A 14,349-nucleotide genomic window follows, 5' to 3' on the forward strand; every position below is an offset into this window, starting at 1 on the left:
AGCTTGAGCGGCACGATCTGGTCGGTGGACGAACACCTGGACGACATCCTCGCCGCGGTGCGGCCGCTCGAACCCATCGAGCTGCAACTGCCCGAGGCCCAGGGCTGTGTCCTGGTCGAGGACGTCATGGTGGCGGTCTCGCTCCCGCCCTTCGACAACAGTTCGATGGACGGGTACGCCGTCCGGGTCTCCGACGTCGAGGGCGCGAGCGAGGAGTTCCCCGCCGTCCTCACGGTCGTCGGAGACGTCGCCGCGGGCGCCGACGGGCTGGCGGACGGCCGTTCCGTCGCCCCCGGCGAGGCCGCGCGCATCATGACCGGCGCCCCGCTCCCGGCGGGCGCCGAAGCCGTCGTCCCGGTCGAGTGGACGGACGGCGGCACGGGCGGCGGCCCGGCCACCGCCATGCGCGCGCACAGCGACGCGCCGGAAGGGGCGAGCGGCGAGGTCCGCGTCCACCGGCCGGTGAAGGCGCGTGCCCACGTCAGGGCCAAGGGCAGCGACGTACGGACCGGCGATCTGGCGCTGCGCGCGGGCACGGTCCTGGGGCCCGCGCAGATCGGGCTGCTCGCGGCGATCGGCCGCCCCTCGGTGAAGGTGCGGCCCCGCCCCCGGGTGGTCGTCCTGTCCACGGGCAGCGAACTCGCCCAGCCCGGTGAGGAACTGTCCGGCGGGCAGATCTACGACTCCAACAGCTTCGCGCTGACCGCCGCCGCCCGGGACGCCGGGGCCATCGCCTACCGTGTCCCCGCGGTGGCCGACGACGCCGAATCGCTGCGCGCCACGATCGAGGACCAGCTGATCCGCGCGGACATCCTGGTCACCACGGGCGGGGTGAGCGTCGGCGCGTACGACGTGGTCAAGGAGGCCCTTTCCTCGGTGGGGGAGCGTCCGGCACAGGAGACCGGCGACGGGGACGACGGGCCGGCCGGGGGCGTCGACTTCCGCAGACTGGCGATGCAGCCGGGCAAACCGCAGGGCTTCGGGACGATCGGCCCCGACCACACACCGCTGCTCGCGCTGCCGGGGAACCCGGTCTCCTCCTACGTCTCCTTCGAGCTCTTCGTGCGCCCGGCGATCCGGACCCTGATGGGGCTGGAGGACGTGCACCGCCCGAGGGTCCGGGCCGCGCTGGACGTGCAGGAGCCGCTCTCCTCGCCGTCCGGCAAGCGGCAGTTCCTGCGCGGGAGGTACGACGCGGAGGCCGGCACCGTGACGCCGGTCGGCGGTCCCGGGTCGCATCTGGTCGCCGCCCTCGCCCAGGCCGACGCGCTGATCGTGCTGCCCGAGGACATGACCTCGGCCGCGCCCGGCACTCCGGCCGAGGTGATCCTCCTCCGCTGACGCGGGCCCGGTGGCGGTACGGTATCTGGCGCTGTGCCTTCCGGGGGGAGCCCCCGGGCCCCCGGTCCGCACACCTGTGCCGGCCGCGGGGCGACCGGCGCCCTACCGCTAGGCGGAGTGAGTTGAGTACGCAGAACAGGCTGACGCACATCGATGAGGCGGGCGCGGCCCGCATGGTCGACGTGTCGGAGAAGGACGTCACGGCGCGGGTCGCCCGGGCGAGCGGGCGGGTCCTCGTGTCGCCGCGTGTCGTCGAACTCCTGCGGGGCGAAGGCGTCCCCAAGGGTGACGCGCTGGCCACCGCGCGGATCGCGGGGATCATGGGTGCCAAGCGCACCCCGGAGCTGATCCCGCTCTGCCATCCGCTGGCCGTCTCGGGTGTGAAGGTCGATCTGGACGTCGCCGACGACGCGGTGGAGATCCGGGCCACGGTGAGGACGACCGACCGTACGGGTGTCGAGATGGAGGCCCTGACGGCCGTCTCGGTCGCGGCGCTCACCGTGATCGACATGATCAAGGCGGTCGACAAGAGCGCGGTGATCACGGATGTCCGCGTCGAGGCGAAGTCGGGCGGCAAGTCCGGCGATTACCGGCGCCCCGCGCCGGACGGGGCGGGCGCGTGACCGGCCCGTCGGAGGCGGGGTCCGTGGCGGGCGGCGGGGAGCCCGCGGCCGGCGGCGCGCCCACCTCGCCGTACGCGGCTCTCGTCGTGACCGCCTCCAACCGGGCCTCGGCCGGCGTCTACCCCGACCGGGGCGGGCCCCTCGTCGCACAGGGGCTGCGGGAACTCGGCTTCGCCGTCGACGGCCCGCAGGTCGTCCCGGACGGGGACCCGGTGGAGGCGGCCCTGCGAGCCGGGGTGACGGCCGGTTACGACGTGATCGTCACCACCGGCGGTACGGGCGTCTCGCCCACCGACCGCACCCCGGAGGCCACCCGCCGCGTCCTGGACCGCGAGATCCCGGGCATCGCCGAGGCGATCCGGGCGGAGGGCCGCGACAAGGTGCCCACGGCCGCTCTGTCGCGGGGACTCGCGGGCACCGCCGCCGGCACCCTCGTCGTGAACCTGCCGGGCTCCACCGGCGGCGTACGGGACGGACTCGCCGTGCTGGGACGCCTGCTGGTGCACGCCGTCGACCAGATGCGCGGCGGGGACCACGTCCCCGGCCCCGGACCGCACCCCCGAACCGGCCCCGCGGTGCCCGGTGAGCCCCACCGGACCGGAGGCCCCGCGGCGCCCGGGGCTCCCGCCGTGTCCGCAGATCCCGCAGTGTCCGCAGACCGCTCCGTGCCCGGTGACCGTGCCCGACCCGGGAGCCCGAACTGAACGTCCTGACCTGGCCGGTGACCCTGTCCGACGGCGAGATCACGCTCCGCCCGATCAGGCTGCGGGACCAGAGCGCCTGGCGCGAGGTCAACCGGCGCAACCGCGACTGGCTCCGGCCGTGGGAGGCGACGGTCCCGCCGCCGGCGCCGGGCGCCCCGGCCGCGCGCCGCCCCACCTACCGGCAGATGATCCGGCACCTGCGCTCCGAGGCGCGGGCGGGCCGGATGCTGCCCTTCGCCATCGAGTACCAGGGGCGCCTGGTCGGGCAGTTGACGGTCGCCGGCATCACCTGGGGCTCCATGTGCTCCGGCCACGTCGGTTACTGGGTCGACCGGGCCGTGGCGGGCCGCGGGGTCGTACCGACCGCGGTGGCCCTCGCGGTCGACCACTGCTTCCGTACGGTCGGACTGCACCGCGTCGAGGTGTGTATCCGGCCGGAGAACATGCCCAGCCGGAGGGTCGTGGAGAAACTCGGATTCCGTGCGGAGGGACTGCGTCCGCGTTATCTCCACATCGACGGCGCGTGGCGGGACCACCTCGTCTTCGCGCTGACCGCCGAGGAGGTGCCCGACAGCCTCCTCCGGCGTTGGCGCAGGGCACGGCCGGGCACACCGCCGACCGCGGGGGCGCCCCACACGCCCGGGGCGCCACCGACACCGGATACGCCAGAGAAATAAAATAAGTGTTCGAATTCGATCGCCCGGTGGTCCCAAATGGGCTGACTTGTATCGGCTGACGATCCGAAGAAACACAAAAAAAGTCCCCGAGAACAGCCGGATCGTGCGACACACCGGGCCAATTGGCGGATGCCGCCGTGCAAATCCCTCTACGGTGTGAACGTGAGCAGCAGCGGCCTCATCTACGCAGTCATCGTCGGTGCCTGGGCCGCCTACCTGGTGCCGATGTGGCTCCGCAGGCAGGACGAGCTCAATGAGGCCCGTCCCACGGAACGCTTCAGCACCGCCATCCGGCTGCTGTCCGGACGGGCGGCCATGGAGCGCCGGTACGCCAAGGAGCTGCGGGAGCGCGAAGCCGGGGAGGCGCCTGGCGACGTGGACCCGGACGCCGTCACGGACCGACTGGAGTCCGTCGACGTCCGGGCCTTTTCCGCGCCCGTGACACAGGCGGAAGCCCGTCCGCAGGCGCCGGCACCCCCGGGGCCCGCGCGCCGTACGCGTACGCCGGAGGGGGAGGCCGAACGTGAGCGGCGCGCCCGGCGCTCCCAGGTCCTGGCGCGCCGACGGCGTACGACCACCGTCCTGTTCCTGGCGTTCACGCTGGGCGCGATGGTCGCGGCGGTCGGCGGACTCCGCTTCCTGTGGGCGCCCGCCGTCCCGGCGGTGCTGCTGAGCGCGTACATCGTGCATCTGCGCGGGCAGGAACGCCGCCGCTTCGTCTTCGCCATGGACCGGCGCCGGGCCGAGGTCGCGGCCCAGCGGCTTCGTGAGAACCGCCCGCGCGGGCACCAGCCGGCCGCGCCGGCTCCGGGCGGGGCCGACGAGGAGCCCGAGGCGGGCCGCCCGCACCCGGTCCCCGCCCAGGCGGTCTCCCCGCAGGAGGCGGGCCGCCGCGCGCTGGTCGAGCAGACGGACCACGCGGAGTGGGTGGACCAGCAGCGCGAACGGGGCCCGGCCCAGGGCGACAGCTGGGAGCCGGTCCCGGTGCCGCTGCCGACCTATGTCACCGCGCCGGTCGCCCCGCGCGCCACGAGCGGCGCGGAGACCGGTGACCCGGAGGCATGGAGCGCCGCCCGTTCCAGCCCGGCCGACCCCTCCCGTACGGGCACCTCGCACCCCGCCGCCCCGGAGCGGGACGCCGCTCCGCGCCGGCGCGGCGGCCAGCCCAGGCGCTCCCGTGACCGGGGCCGGACACCCCTCTTCGACCAGTACGACGGCGAGGACCGGCCGCGCGCGGCCAACGAGTGAGACCCGGTCCGGCCCCACCTCGGTGACCTGCCGGGATACGGATTTCCGAGCACCCCTGTGAGGGTGCTAGAGTTTCACACGTCGCAAGGGCCTGTGGCGCAGTCTGGTAGCGCACCTCGTTCGCATCGAGGGGGTCTGGGGTTCAAATCCCCACAGGTCCACAGACGACAGTTCGCGAGTAGCTCTCGTGAACGTCACGGGATCCCGTCCGGTCGCAAGACCGGGCGGGATCTCGGCGTTTCAGGGGGAGTAGCCGCCAAACCGGCCACAGCGGGAAGGCGTTCCCGCCCGATGGGTCCGGGATGCGCCGAGCCCGGCGGGCGGGGGGCTGTGCTGTCAGCCGCACTGCCAGGTGGACATCGCCCGTTCGAAGCATCGCTCGGCCAGGTCCTCCGGGCGGATCAGCCAGTACAGGACCCCGGCGTCGCCCCACATCATGTCCGCGGCGTCCTCGCTGTCGAACTGGGCCAGAAGGACCCGGCGGCCTGCCTCCTCGGAGAGCCGCGGGTCGTCCCAGGACGCCGCGCCGCCCATGACCGCCTCCGCGATCTCGATCTCCACCGGATTCTGCACCGAGCGGGCGTGGCCGCCGATCCGGTGCCCCGCCTCGTCACCGAGATCCCCCAGTGCGTCGAGGAACTCCTGGGCGCAGACCGGGTGGTCGTACCGGTTCCCGAGAGGGGCGTGCGGAGCGAAGGCGTCCCGGACGGACGGGTGCCAGGGCTCGGCCGCCGTCATCTCCACGCGGGCGGTCAGCGGCACCGCCGGGTAGGGGGCGATCCCGTCGGGAGTCCCGCGCTCCGACACCTCCTCGCCGGCCGCCACGTGGAACACCCGGGAGCCTGCCCAGCTCTCCCGGTCCTCGGCCAGGACGAGAGCGTCACCGTCGTCCAGTTGACCGTCGGAGTAGAAGAAGAGCAGGGTCCCCGTTTCGGGCAGATCGATGTCCAGCGCGGCCGACGGCAGGTGCGCGCGGTCGACCGGGGCCTGCCGGGGCCGCTCCGGTCAGTCCTGGCGGACCAGCGGCTTGGCCATGCAGATGCTGCTGTCGTACTCGCGGTAGTAGCCGAACTTCGCGCAGACCTCGTAACCGGAGGAGGTGTAGAGCGCGATGGCCTCCGGCTGCTGGTCGCCGGTCTCCAGGACCATGCGGGTGCGGCCTGCCGCCAGCGCGTCGGCCTCCAGGGCCGCGAGGATGCGGCGGGCGAGGCCCCGGCCGCGGCCCTCGGGGACGACGAACATGCGCTTGATCTCGGCATCGCCGTCGGAGTAGCCCTCCGGGTTCGCGTCCTGGCTGCGCCAGCCGCCGGTGGCCAGGGGGGCGCCCTGCTCGTCGTAGGCGAGGAGGTAGAGGCCGCGCGGCGGGTCGAACATGGTGGGGTCGAGCGGTGTGAGGTCACCCTCGTCGCCGTAGCGTGCGGCGTATTCGAGCTGCACCTGGTCGTTGAGTTTGACGGCGTCGGGATGGTCGAAGGGGCGGGACTGGATAAACATGCGAGTCATGGTACAGCTATGCACTAGGTGAAGTAGGTACTGTTTCCGGATGCTGACTGTTACTTCCGCCAATGTCAATGGACTCCGAGCCGCCGTGAAGAAGGGGTTCGTCGAGTGGCTGGGGCGGACCGAGGCCGATGTGATCTGCCTCCAGGAGGTCCGTGCCGAGCCGGGCCAGCTGCCCGAGGAGGTGCGGGAACCCGAAGGCTGGCACGCCGTTCACGCTCCGGCCGCGGCCAAGGGGCGTGCGGGGGTGTCCGTCTACAGCCGGCGCGCGCCGGAGCGTGTGCAGGTCGGGTTCGGCGGCTTCGCGGGACCGGAGGGTGAGGAATTCGACACCGCCGGCCGGTACCTGGAGGTGGACCTCCCGGGGGTGACGGTCGCGAGCCTGTACCTGCCCTCCGGTGAGGCCGGTACGGAGAAGCAGGAGGAGAAGGAGCGCTTCATGGCGGTCTTCCTGCCGTATCTGAAGGGGCTCGCCACCCGGGCCGCGGCCGAGGGGCGCGAGGTGGTCGTCTGCGGTGACTGGAACATCGCGCACCGGGAGGCCGATCTCAAGAACTGGAAGGCCAACAAGAAGAACTCCGGCTTCCTCCCCGAGGAACGCGCCTGGCTCACCAGGGTGTTCGACGAGGCGGCGTACGTGGACGTGGTCCGCGCGCTGCACCCGGACGAGGAGGGCCCGTACTCGTGGTGGTCCTACCGCGGGCGGGCGTTCGACAACGACGCGGGGTGGCGGATCGACCTGGTCGTCAGTTCGCCTCGCCTGGCCGGGCGCTGCGTGAAGGCGTACGTCGAGCGGGCGGCGAGCCACGCGGAGCGGTGGAGTGACCACGCACCCGTGACCGCCGTGTTCGACGTGTAGGAACCGGCTGCGGAAAGCCCCGCCCGGCTGTCTTGCTCGCCGTCGCCGGACGGGGCCGTAGGGAGAGGCGGCGCTGAGCGCGGTTCATGCCTTCTGGCGAGGCCAGGCACTCACGGCCCCGCCCGCGGGGCCTAAGAACGCCGTAGGGCACTTCTGGTGCTCGCTCGGGAGCTGGGCGGGGTCCTCGTGGTCCAGGATCACGTCCCGCAGGATGCCGACCCGTCCCGCGGTCTCCCACGCGCTGCCCGATGTCCGCCGAGGCGACCGTCAATGCCCCCCGGGGTGGCGCCGCAAGTAGACGTTGCAGTCGCTGACGGTCGTCCAGTCGCCCACGACGCGAGCCCGGCCCCGTACTGCGGCGAGCTCAGTGCAACCCGCGCACCCTTCGGCGGGGTCCGGCTCCCGCTCCAGGTCCAGCGGCAGTTCGATCGGCGGGGTGCTGTAGCGCGTGGGCTCACTCATGGCGCGATCGTCGCGCCGGTCGTCAGGACGGGGGAACCTCGTACGTTCCCCACTTCGGGACGTCCCGTCGCGTGTAGAACGTCCCTCAGGATGTCCGGGAGTCCAGGGGGCGCAAGTATGCAGAACGAGCGACTTCGAGCCGTCATGGAGGCCGGCGGTTGGACGCACGCCGCTCTGGCCGACGTCACGGGCGTCGACCCCAAGTCCGTGGAACGGTGGGTCAACCTCGGGCGCACTCCGCGCCGGGCAACTGCACTGGCGGCAGCGGAAGCGCTTGGAGAAGACGTGCATGCCCTGTGGCCGGCACTCCGGCAGGCGCGTGCCGCACGCGCCGTGAGCCCCGAACTCGTCGCCTTGTACGGACAACGGGCGGATCTTCCCGTGTCGGTCTTCGTCGATCTCTTCTCCCAGGCACGGCAGCGAATCGACGTGCTGGTGTACGCGGCCGTCTTCCTACACGAGGCGTACCCCCGCCTCAACGACCTCCTGCACCAACGGGCCGACGACGGATGCGCGGTCCGCATCGCGGTGGGTGACGCCGACGACCCCAACGTCCAGCAGCGCGGACGGGAAGAGAAGTTCGGCCACGGCATCGAATCCCGCTGCCGACTCGCGCTCCTGCACTACCGACCCCTCACGGACGTACCGGGAATCGAGCTGCGCACCCACGGAACGACCCTCTACAACAGCCTGTACCGCGCCGACGATCAGATGCTGCTCAACGCACACGTGTGGGGCGTCAACGCCTACGGCGCGCCTGTGTGGCACCTCCGGCGCCACGGCGACGGGGGCATGTTCGACACCTACGCGGGGAGCTTCGACGCCGTATGGGAAATGGCCCACCCCGTGGAAGGCTGAGCATCGTGGCCCGCACCGAGTACTACGACGATCCGAACGCCCCCCGGCCGAACAGCCTGGTCGTGGCAGCCTCTGCCGTCGTCACCGACGGGTACGGCCGCGTACTTCTCCAGCGGCGCCGGGACAACGACTTGTGGGCGCTGCCGGGCGGAGCCATGGACATGGACGATTCCCTGCCCGGCACGGCCGTGCGAGAAGTCAAGGAGGAGACCGGTCTGGACGTCGAGATCACGGGACTCGTCGGCACGTACACCGACCCCCGCCATGTCATCGCCTACAGCGACGGAGAAGTGCGTCGGCAGTTCAACGTCTGCTTCACCGCCCGGGTCGTCGGCGGCGCCCTGGCCATCTCCGACGAGAGCACGGAGCTCCGCTTCGTGGCGCCCGAAGAACTCGGCTCGCTTCCCATGCACCACACGCAACGGCTGCGCATCCGGCACTTCCTGGAGCACCGCGCCACCCCGTATCTGGGGTAGGGCCACGAACCGCCCGACAGGAGGAAGCCTCACCGGCGGCCACACCGCCGCCCCGTTTCGACCTGCCATCTCAGCGACAGAGGTCCATGATGATGTCGTCGAAGTCAGGGAACTCCGCTGCGGCCTGTTCGATCACGGTGGCTGCCGGCTGACGCTGGTCGGGCGCGAACCGCTCTGCGACGGCCGCCAGCTCGCTGTTCGGGCGCGGAGTCCGATCCGGCTCGTACGAGGTAACCGCCTCCCATGGGCCGAAGCCGTCGGCCAGTAGCCAGAGGAAGCCTCCCAGATCACGTGCGACAACTCCGGTCTCCCCTTCGGATCCGAGGAAGACGACAGGCTGATCGGCGAGGAGCAGCCCTGGCCGGACCAGCCAGAAGGCCGCGTACCCACCTGAGCCGTCCTGGCCGAACACGCGGAAGTCGTCCCCGCGCAGTTCGCCGTTTCCGGTCCACGCCCGGAACCACTCAGTGGTCTCCTCGGCGGGCAGGAAGGCGGTGAAGGGCTCGAAGTCGACCCCATCACCACCCGCGTAGTCGAACGGAGCGGCCAAGGCGGCGGCAAGCGCGGCGGGGAACCGCCGGTCGTCATCAGGCATCATCCGCACACGCTAACGGTGCGGTCAGACACCGATGACAAACAGCCGAGGTCCCTTCAAGGGGGCATCCCGCAAGAACACCCCGATGGCACCCAGCCGGTCTTGACGGCTGCCGGAGCCTCACACGGAAGTCCCTTGGTGCGGGCCCGGCATACGCGGACCGAGTAGCCGTGTGCGGGGACCCGGTACATGCGGCCCCTGCAGGAGGCACGGTGCGGAGCACCGAGCAGGAGCGCGCCGGTGTCCTTTCGGGTCCCGGCTGGCACATCGTCTACCAGGTGGCGACCGCGGGCCTCGCCGGCCGTGCGGTCAAGGCGTGGGTGGAACGGGCGGCCACGCACGGCGAGCGGTGGAGCGACCACGCGCCGGTGACGGTGACGTACGGGGAGAAGTAGCGGGGGAGCGGGGAGGAGAGGGGCGGTGCTTCCCGCGGTCCTACGCGGTCCCGTCGGTCCGCGGGTCCTCCTTCTCCCGTAGCCGCCGGTCCAGGGCCATCGACAGCTCCGCGTCGACCACCGCCCGGGAGAGGGTGCGGAGCTGGTCCTCGGTGGCGTGTGCGGTGTGGGTGCGCAGGATGCCCACGAAGAGGGCGGCGAGGTCCTCCGCGTGGCGGCGGACCTCGCGGCCCGAGTCGAGCACGGCGGCGAGCGGCACTCCCTGCCGTACGAGCTCCGAGGAGACCTCCAGCAGGCGGCGGCTGATGTGGACGATCTCGTCGCCGTCGGTGGCGACGTAGCCCAGTTCCATGGCGGTGGCCAGGTTGTCCGGGGTGACGTCGTCCTTGAAGTAGTCGGCGAGCTGCTCGGGGGTGAGGCGTACCGGGGTCTCCTCGGTCGGTTCGCCCAGGCCCAGCACCTCGGCCAGGTCGCGCCCGCTGTCCAGGGTGGTGGCCAGGTCGGCGATCCCGTTGAGGGTGTGGCCGCGTTCCAGCAGGCCGGCGATGGTGCGCAGCCGGGCCAGGTGGTGGTCGTCGTACCAGGCGATCCGGCCCTCGCGGCGCGGTGGCCGGATCAGTCCGCGCTCACGGTAGAAGCGCAGGGTGCGCACGGTGATCCCGGCCTCCTCGGCCAGTTCCTCCATGCGGTACTCGCGGTGCTCGCGTCTTTCGGCCACATCGGAACCCTATGTTGTACCGCCGGTAACTTTCCTTGGTATGCCCCCTACCCATCGGTACGGAGCTGCTCTACCCTCCCAATCATGCCAGTGATTGCTGGCAGAGTCGTGTGGACGTACCGCGGGAGGCGGCAGCATGGCCCAGCACGAGCACGTACGAGTGGCGGTGATCGGATCCGGATTCGGGGGCCTGGGGGCGGCGGTCCGGCTGCGCCGCGAAGGCATCACCGACTTCCTGGTCCTGGAACGGGCCGCTTCCGTCGGCGGCACCTGGCGGGACAACAGCTACCCGGGCTGCGCCTGCGACGTACCGTCCCACCTCTACTCCTTCTCCTTCGCGCCCAACCCCGACTGGCCGCGCACCTTCTCCGGGCAGGAGCACATCCGCGCCTACCTGGAGCGGGTGGCGGACACCTTCGGGCTGCGCCCGCACATCAGGCTCGGCCACGAGGTCACCCTCATGCGCTGGGACACCGACCAGCTGCACTGGGTGATCGACTCGGCGAACGGCACCACCGTCACCGCGGACGTGGTCGTCTCCGCGACCGGCCCGCTCTCCGACCCCAAGATGCCCGACATACCGGGGCTCGCCGGCTTCACCGGGAAGGTCTTCCACTCGGCGCGGTGGGACCACGGCTACGACCTCTCCGGCAAGCGGGTCGCCGTGATCGGCACGGGCGCCTCCGCCATCCAGATCGTCCCGGAGATCCAGCCGCAGGCCCGCAGGCTCACCCTCTTCCAGCGGACCCCGCCCTGGGTGATGCCCCGCATGGACCGCGCGATCAGCGGGGCCGAGAAGTGGCTGCACCGCACGCTCCCCTTCACCGGCACCGCACGCCGCGGACTGCTCTGGGGGATCAGGGAGTTGCAGGTCGGCGCCTTCACCCGGCACCCCGACCAGCTCGGCCTCGTCGAGAAGATAGCCAAGGCCAACATGGCGCGGGCGGTCAAGGACCCGCAGCTGCGGGCCAAGCTGACACCGTCGTACCGCATCGGCTGCAAGCGCATCCTGCTCTCCAACGCCTACTACCCGGCGCTGGCGGAGCCCAACGTGGACGTCGTCGCCTCCGGCCTCGCCGAGGTGCGCGGGTCCACCCTGGTCGCCTCGGACGGCACCGAGACCGAGGCCGACGTGATCATCCTCGGCACCGGGTTCCATGTGACGGACATGCCGATCGCGGACCGCGTCGTCGGCGCGGAGGGCATCACGCTCGCCGAGTCCTGGAAGGACGGCATGGAGGCGCTGCGGGGTGCGAGCGCGGCCGGCTTCCCCAACTGGATGACGATCATCGGCCCCAACACGGGACTCGGCAACTCCTCGATGATCCTCATGATCGAGTCCCAGCTGAACTACATGGCCGACTACCTGCGCCAGCTGGACGCCCTCGGCGGACGAGCCGCCCTCGGCGCGCGGCGCTCCGCCGTCGGCGCCTGGAACCGGCGGGTCCAGGACCGGATGCGGCGCACGGTGTGGAACACCGGCGGCTGCACCAGCTGGTACCTGGACTCCAGTGGGCGCAACACCACCGTCTGGCCGGGCACCACGGCCGAGTTCCGGCGGGCCACCCGCACGGTCGACCTGTCGGAGTACGAGGTCATCCGGCCCCCGGGGCAAGGGAGTTCGGACCGGGCCGCGCGCGGCGGAGCGGGCGCCACCGGACAGGACGCCTTCGCCGAGGGGAGCGCCCGATGAGCCGGCTGCTGCACCGCGGGGACGCCCCGCCCGTGCCCGTACGCGAACTGACCGCCGTCTCCGCCGACGGTTCGCGGATCCACGTGGAGCTGCACGGCCCCGACGACGCCCCCGCCGTGGTGCTCGCCCACGGCTGGACCTGCAACACCCACTTCTGGGCGGCGCAGGTGCGCGCCCTGGCCGCCGATCACCGGGTCGTCGTCTACGACCAGCGGGGCCACGGGCGTACGCCGGAGCCCGTCAACGGCGTCTACAGCACGAAGGCGCTCGCCGACGACCTGGAAGCCGTGCTGCGCGCCACCCTCGCGCCGGGGCGCAAAGCAGTGCTCGCCGGGCACTCCATGGGCGGGATGACCCTCATGGCGGCGGCCGGCCGGGAAGCCGTCCGTGAGCACGGCGCGGCCGTACTGCTGTGCAGTACCGGGAGCGTGCGGCTGACCGCCGAGTCGACGGTGCTGCCGATACGGGCCGGTGCGCTGCGCACCCGGCTGACCGCGGCCGTGCTCGGTGCCCGGGCACCGCTCGGGCCGGTCACCGCGGTCTCGAAGTCGGTCCTCAAGTACGCGACGATGGGACGGGGTTCGTCGCCGGAGCGGGTCGACATCTGTGCCAGGATCGTCCATGCGTGCCCTCGCGGGGCGCGCGTCGCCTGGGGGCGTGTACTCGCCGGACTCGATCTCCAGGCAGGCGTACGGGAGCTGCGGCTGCCGACCGCGGTGATCGCGGGCACGGAGGACCGGCTGACGCCGCCCGTGCACGCACGGGCCATCGAGGCCGCCCTGCCGCACAGCCTCGGGCTCACCGAGCTGACGGGCGTGGGGCACATGACCCCGGTGGAGGCACCCGAGGCGGTCACCGCCGGACTCCGGCGGCTGGCGGAGCGGTACGTCACTGTGAAAGGCGCGGCGCAGGCCGTGAGTGAGGAGGAGGTCGCATGAGCGGCAGTCGGAGTCTCGAAGGGCAGGTCGTCGTCGTCACCGGTGCGGCGCGCGGTGTCGGCGAGCTGCTGGCCCGCAAACTGTCGGCGCGCGGCGCGAAGCTGGCGCTGGTCGGACTGGAACCGGACGAACTGAAGAAGGTCTCCGAGCGGCTGCACTCGGACAGCGACCACTGGCACGCCGACGTCACCGACCACGAGGCGATGGCCCGGGTCGCCCGCGAGGTCAAACAGCGCTTCGGGAAGATCGACGTCGTCGTCGCCAACGCCGGGGTCGCCACGGGCGGGCCCCTGGTGGACTCCGACCCCGTCGCCTGGCGGCGGGTCATCGAGGTCAACCTGATCGGCGGCGCGGTGACCGGGCGGGCCTTCCTCCCGGTGCTCATGGAGAGCCGCGGCTACTTCCTCCAGATAGCCTCGCTGGCCGCCATGACCCCGGCGCCGATGATGAGCGCGTACTGCGCCTCCAAGTCGGGCGTGGAGGCGTTCGCCCACAGCCTGCGGGCGGAGGTCGGCTACCGGGGGGTGAAGGTCGGCGTCGGCTATCTGTCCTGGACCGACACCGACATGGTGCGCGGGGCCGACGAGGACGACGTCATGCGGGAGTTGCGGCAGCGGCTTCCCTGGCCCACGAATCGCACCTATCCGCTCGGCCCGGCCGTGGACCGGATCGTGGCCGGTATCGAACGGCGCTCCGCGCACGTCTACGCCCAGTGGTGGCTGCGCGGGATGCAGTCCGTCCGCGGATACCTGCCGATGGTGATAGGGGTCGTCGGGCAGCGCGAGATGAAGCGGTTCGGGCCCCGGCTGGACGGCGTCTCCAAGGGGCTCGTGGGGGCCGGCGGCACGGCCGACCAGGAGGAGCGGGCGCAGCACCACTGACCCGCGGGCGCGACGCCGTCGGCCCCTGCACACACCGTCATTGATCGAAATGCGTCGGATGTCCGGGTATGTAAGTCTGAGCGAGGCCCTGAAGGGGCTGTCCCGCACACTCATGGAGGAGTGAACAGATGGGCATCGCAGACCAGTTCAAGGACAAGGCGCAGGAACTCGCCGACCAGGCCAAGAAGCAGAAGCAGGGCCGCGGCGACGAGGACCGTTCGCAGGAGCGCCCGGACCGCGCCGGCAAGCAGACCGACCCGCGTGAGCGGGCGCGGGACGCGGCCGAGCAGACGCGCGAGCGCTTCGACCGCTGACGCCGTGCCCTTGGTGAGGGGCGCGCCCGGGAGACCGGGCGCGCCCCTTTCCATGTGCGGGTGCGGG

The 14,349-nt window shown here is 72.0% G+C and carries 16 protein-coding genes, 1 tRNA gene and 2 pseudogenes; 14 read left to right on the forward strand and 5 right to left on the reverse strand.

Annotated features, from left to right (window positions below; translation table 11 throughout):
• Nucleotides 1–3 precede the first annotated feature (3 nt).
• From glp to CP967_RS20140, 6 genes and pseudogenes are all read left to right on the forward strand, one after another.
• Entirely contained in the window at nucleotides 4–1,341 is a 1,338-nt protein-coding gene (gene glp / locus CP967_RS20115; protein ID WP_150489299.1) for a molybdotransferase-like divisome protein Glp, read from the forward strand.
• A gap of 122 nt (nucleotides 1,342–1,463) precedes the next feature.
• Nucleotides 1,464–1,964 carry a cyclic pyranopterin monophosphate synthase MoaC gene (moaC, locus tag CP967_RS20120; protein WP_150489300.1) on the forward strand — a complete coding sequence of 167 codons (501 nt, stop codon included), beginning with the start codon at nucleotides 1,464–1,466 and terminating at the stop codon, nucleotides 1,962–1,964.
• Nucleotides 1,965–1,987: 23 nt separating this feature from the next.
• Nucleotides 1,988–2,515: pseudogene (locus tag CP967_RS20125) on the forward strand (MogA/MoaB family molybdenum cofactor biosynthesis protein); the annotation flags it as partial.
• 170 nt (nucleotides 2,516–2,685) lie between these two features.
• Nucleotides 2,686–3,345, forward strand: a complete 660-nt coding sequence (locus tag CP967_RS20130; protein WP_150489301.1) for a GNAT family N-acetyltransferase — start codon at nucleotides 2,686–2,688, stop codon at nucleotides 3,343–3,345.
• Nucleotides 3,346–3,507: 162 nt separating this feature from the next.
• Complete coding sequence (gene sepX / locus CP967_RS20135) at nucleotides 3,508–4,593, forward strand: divisome protein SepX/GlpR (RefSeq protein ID WP_444545661.1); 1,086 nt, start codon at nucleotides 3,508–3,510, stop codon at nucleotides 4,591–4,593.
• Nucleotides 4,594–4,680: 87 nt separating this feature from the next.
• Nucleotides 4,681–4,754: transfer RNA gene (locus CP967_RS20140), tRNA-Ala, on the forward strand.
• 175 nt (nucleotides 4,755–4,929) lie between these two features.
• On the opposite strand, the gene CP967_RS20145 is transcribed toward CP967_RS20140, so the two are convergent.
• On the reverse strand, nucleotides 4,930–5,559 hold the full coding sequence (locus CP967_RS20145) for a DUF1963 domain-containing protein (protein ID WP_150489303.1): 630 nt from the start codon (nucleotides 5,557–5,559) through the stop codon (nucleotides 4,930–4,932).
• Nucleotides 5,560–5,598: 39 nt separating this feature from the next.
• Complete coding sequence (locus CP967_RS20150; RefSeq protein WP_150489304.1) at nucleotides 5,599–6,087, reverse strand: GNAT family N-acetyltransferase; 489 nt, start codon at nucleotides 6,085–6,087, stop codon at nucleotides 5,599–5,601.
• A 49-nt stretch (nucleotides 6,088–6,136) separates the two neighbouring features.
• Here CP967_RS20150 and CP967_RS20155 point away from each other — a divergent pair, with 49 nt between their 5' ends.
• The gene (locus CP967_RS20155) at nucleotides 6,137–6,952 is read left to right on the forward strand and encodes an exodeoxyribonuclease III (protein ID WP_150489305.1); all 816 of its coding nucleotides are present in this window, start codon (nucleotides 6,137–6,139) and stop codon (nucleotides 6,950–6,952) included.
• 267 nt (nucleotides 6,953–7,219) lie between these two features.
• Here CP967_RS20155 and CP967_RS20160 read toward each other — a convergent pair whose 3' ends face one another.
• A complete protein-coding gene (locus CP967_RS20160; protein WP_150489306.1) occupies nucleotides 7,220–7,414 on the reverse strand; it encodes a hypothetical protein in 195 nt (64 codons plus the stop codon).
• A gap of 117 nt (nucleotides 7,415–7,531) precedes the next feature.
• Here CP967_RS20160 and CP967_RS20165 point away from each other — a divergent pair, with 117 nt between their 5' ends.
• Both CP967_RS20165 and CP967_RS20170 read left to right on the forward strand, forming a co-directional pair.
• Nucleotides 7,532–8,272: a helix-turn-helix domain-containing protein gene (locus CP967_RS20165; protein WP_150489307.1), complete on the forward strand. Its 741-nt coding sequence runs from the start codon at nucleotides 7,532–7,534 to the stop codon at nucleotides 8,270–8,272.
• Nucleotides 8,273–8,277: 5 nt separating this feature from the next.
• A complete protein-coding gene (locus CP967_RS20170) occupies nucleotides 8,278–8,748 on the forward strand; it encodes an NUDIX domain-containing protein (protein WP_150489308.1) in 471 nt (156 codons plus the stop codon).
• Nucleotides 8,749–8,818: 70 nt separating this feature from the next.
• On the opposite strand, the gene CP967_RS20175 is transcribed toward CP967_RS20170, so the two are convergent.
• A complete protein-coding gene (locus tag CP967_RS20175) occupies nucleotides 8,819–9,346 on the reverse strand; it encodes an SMI1/KNR4 family protein (protein ID WP_150489309.1) in 528 nt (175 codons plus the stop codon).
• A 254-nt stretch (nucleotides 9,347–9,600) separates the two neighbouring features.
• On the opposite strand from CP967_RS20175, the pseudogene CP967_RS20180 reads away from it, so the two are divergent.
• Nucleotides 9,601–9,738: pseudogene (locus CP967_RS20180) on the forward strand (exodeoxyribonuclease III); the annotation flags it as partial.
• A gap of 40 nt (nucleotides 9,739–9,778) precedes the next feature.
• On the opposite strand, the gene CP967_RS20185 reads toward CP967_RS20180, so the two are convergent.
• Nucleotides 9,779–10,423 carry a MerR family transcriptional regulator gene (locus tag CP967_RS20185; RefSeq protein WP_150491958.1) on the reverse strand — a complete coding sequence of 215 codons (645 nt, stop codon included), beginning with the start codon at nucleotides 10,421–10,423 and terminating at the stop codon, nucleotides 9,779–9,781.
• A 169-nt stretch (nucleotides 10,424–10,592) separates the two neighbouring features.
• Between CP967_RS20185 and CP967_RS20190 the strand changes: the two genes are divergently transcribed.
• The 4 genes from CP967_RS20190 (at nucleotide 10,593) to CP967_RS20205 (ending at nucleotide 14,282) form a co-directional block, all read left to right on the forward strand.
• Nucleotides 10,593–12,149: a flavin-containing monooxygenase gene (locus tag CP967_RS20190; protein WP_150489310.1), complete on the forward strand. Its 1,557-nt coding sequence runs from the start codon at nucleotides 10,593–10,595 to the stop codon at nucleotides 12,147–12,149.
• Nucleotides 12,146–13,087 (forward strand): alpha/beta fold hydrolase, encoded by a 942-nt coding sequence (locus CP967_RS20195; protein WP_150489311.1) that lies wholly within the window; start codon nucleotides 12,146–12,148, stop codon nucleotides 13,085–13,087. Before CP967_RS20190 ends, CP967_RS20195 begins: the two co-directional genes overlap by 4 nt.
• Nucleotides 13,084–13,968 carry an SDR family oxidoreductase gene (locus CP967_RS20200; protein WP_150489312.1) on the forward strand — a complete coding sequence of 295 codons (885 nt, stop codon included), beginning with the start codon at nucleotides 13,084–13,086 and terminating at the stop codon, nucleotides 13,966–13,968. Before CP967_RS20195 ends, CP967_RS20200 begins: the two co-directional genes overlap by 4 nt.
• A 128-nt stretch (nucleotides 13,969–14,096) precedes the next feature.
• Nucleotides 14,097–14,282: a hypothetical protein gene (locus CP967_RS20205; protein WP_150489313.1), complete on the forward strand. Its 186-nt coding sequence runs from the start codon at nucleotides 14,097–14,099 to the stop codon at nucleotides 14,280–14,282.
• Nucleotides 14,283–14,349 lie beyond the last annotated feature (67 nt).

This window comes from Streptomyces nitrosporeus (assembly GCF_008704555.1).
Taxonomy (GTDB): Bacteria; Actinomycetota; Actinomycetes; order Streptomycetales; family Streptomycetaceae; genus Streptomyces; species Streptomyces nitrosporeus.

What these genes read in the sequence shown, in the direction of transcription:
- CP967_RS20150 (WP_150489304.1), bottom strand. Translation starts at nt 6,087, where the DNA reads ATGTTTATCCAGTCCCGCCCCTTCGACCATCCCGACGCCGTCAAACTC.
- CP967_RS20155 (WP_150489305.1), top strand. Translation starts at nt 6,137, where the DNA reads ATGCTGACTGTTACTTCCGCCAATGTCAATGGACTCCGAGCCGCCGTG.
- CP967_RS20160 (WP_150489306.1), bottom strand. Translation starts at nt 7,414, where the DNA reads ATGAGTGAGCCCACGCGCTACAGCACCCCGCCGATCGAACTGCCGCTG.
- CP967_RS20165 (WP_150489307.1), top strand. Translation starts at nt 7,532, where the DNA reads ATGCAGAACGAGCGACTTCGAGCCGTCATGGAGGCCGGCGGTTGGACG.
- CP967_RS20175 (WP_150489309.1), bottom strand. Translation starts at nt 9,346, where the DNA reads ATGATGCCTGATGACGACCGGCGGTTCCCCGCCGCGCTTGCCGCCGCC.
- CP967_RS20185 (WP_150491958.1), bottom strand. Translation starts at nt 10,423, where the DNA reads ATGGAGGAACTGGCCGAGGAGGCCGGGATCACCGTGCGCACCCTGCGC.
- CP967_RS20190 (WP_150489310.1), top strand. Translation starts at nt 10,593, where the DNA reads ATGGCCCAGCACGAGCACGTACGAGTGGCGGTGATCGGATCCGGATTC.
- CP967_RS20195 (WP_150489311.1), top strand. Translation starts at nt 12,146, where the DNA reads ATGAGCCGGCTGCTGCACCGCGGGGACGCCCCGCCCGTGCCCGTACGC.
- CP967_RS20200 (WP_150489312.1), top strand. Translation starts at nt 13,084, where the DNA reads ATGAGCGGCAGTCGGAGTCTCGAAGGGCAGGTCGTCGTCGTCACCGGT.
- CP967_RS20205 (WP_150489313.1), top strand. Translation starts at nt 14,097, where the DNA reads ATGGGCATCGCAGACCAGTTCAAGGACAAGGCGCAGGAACTCGCCGAC.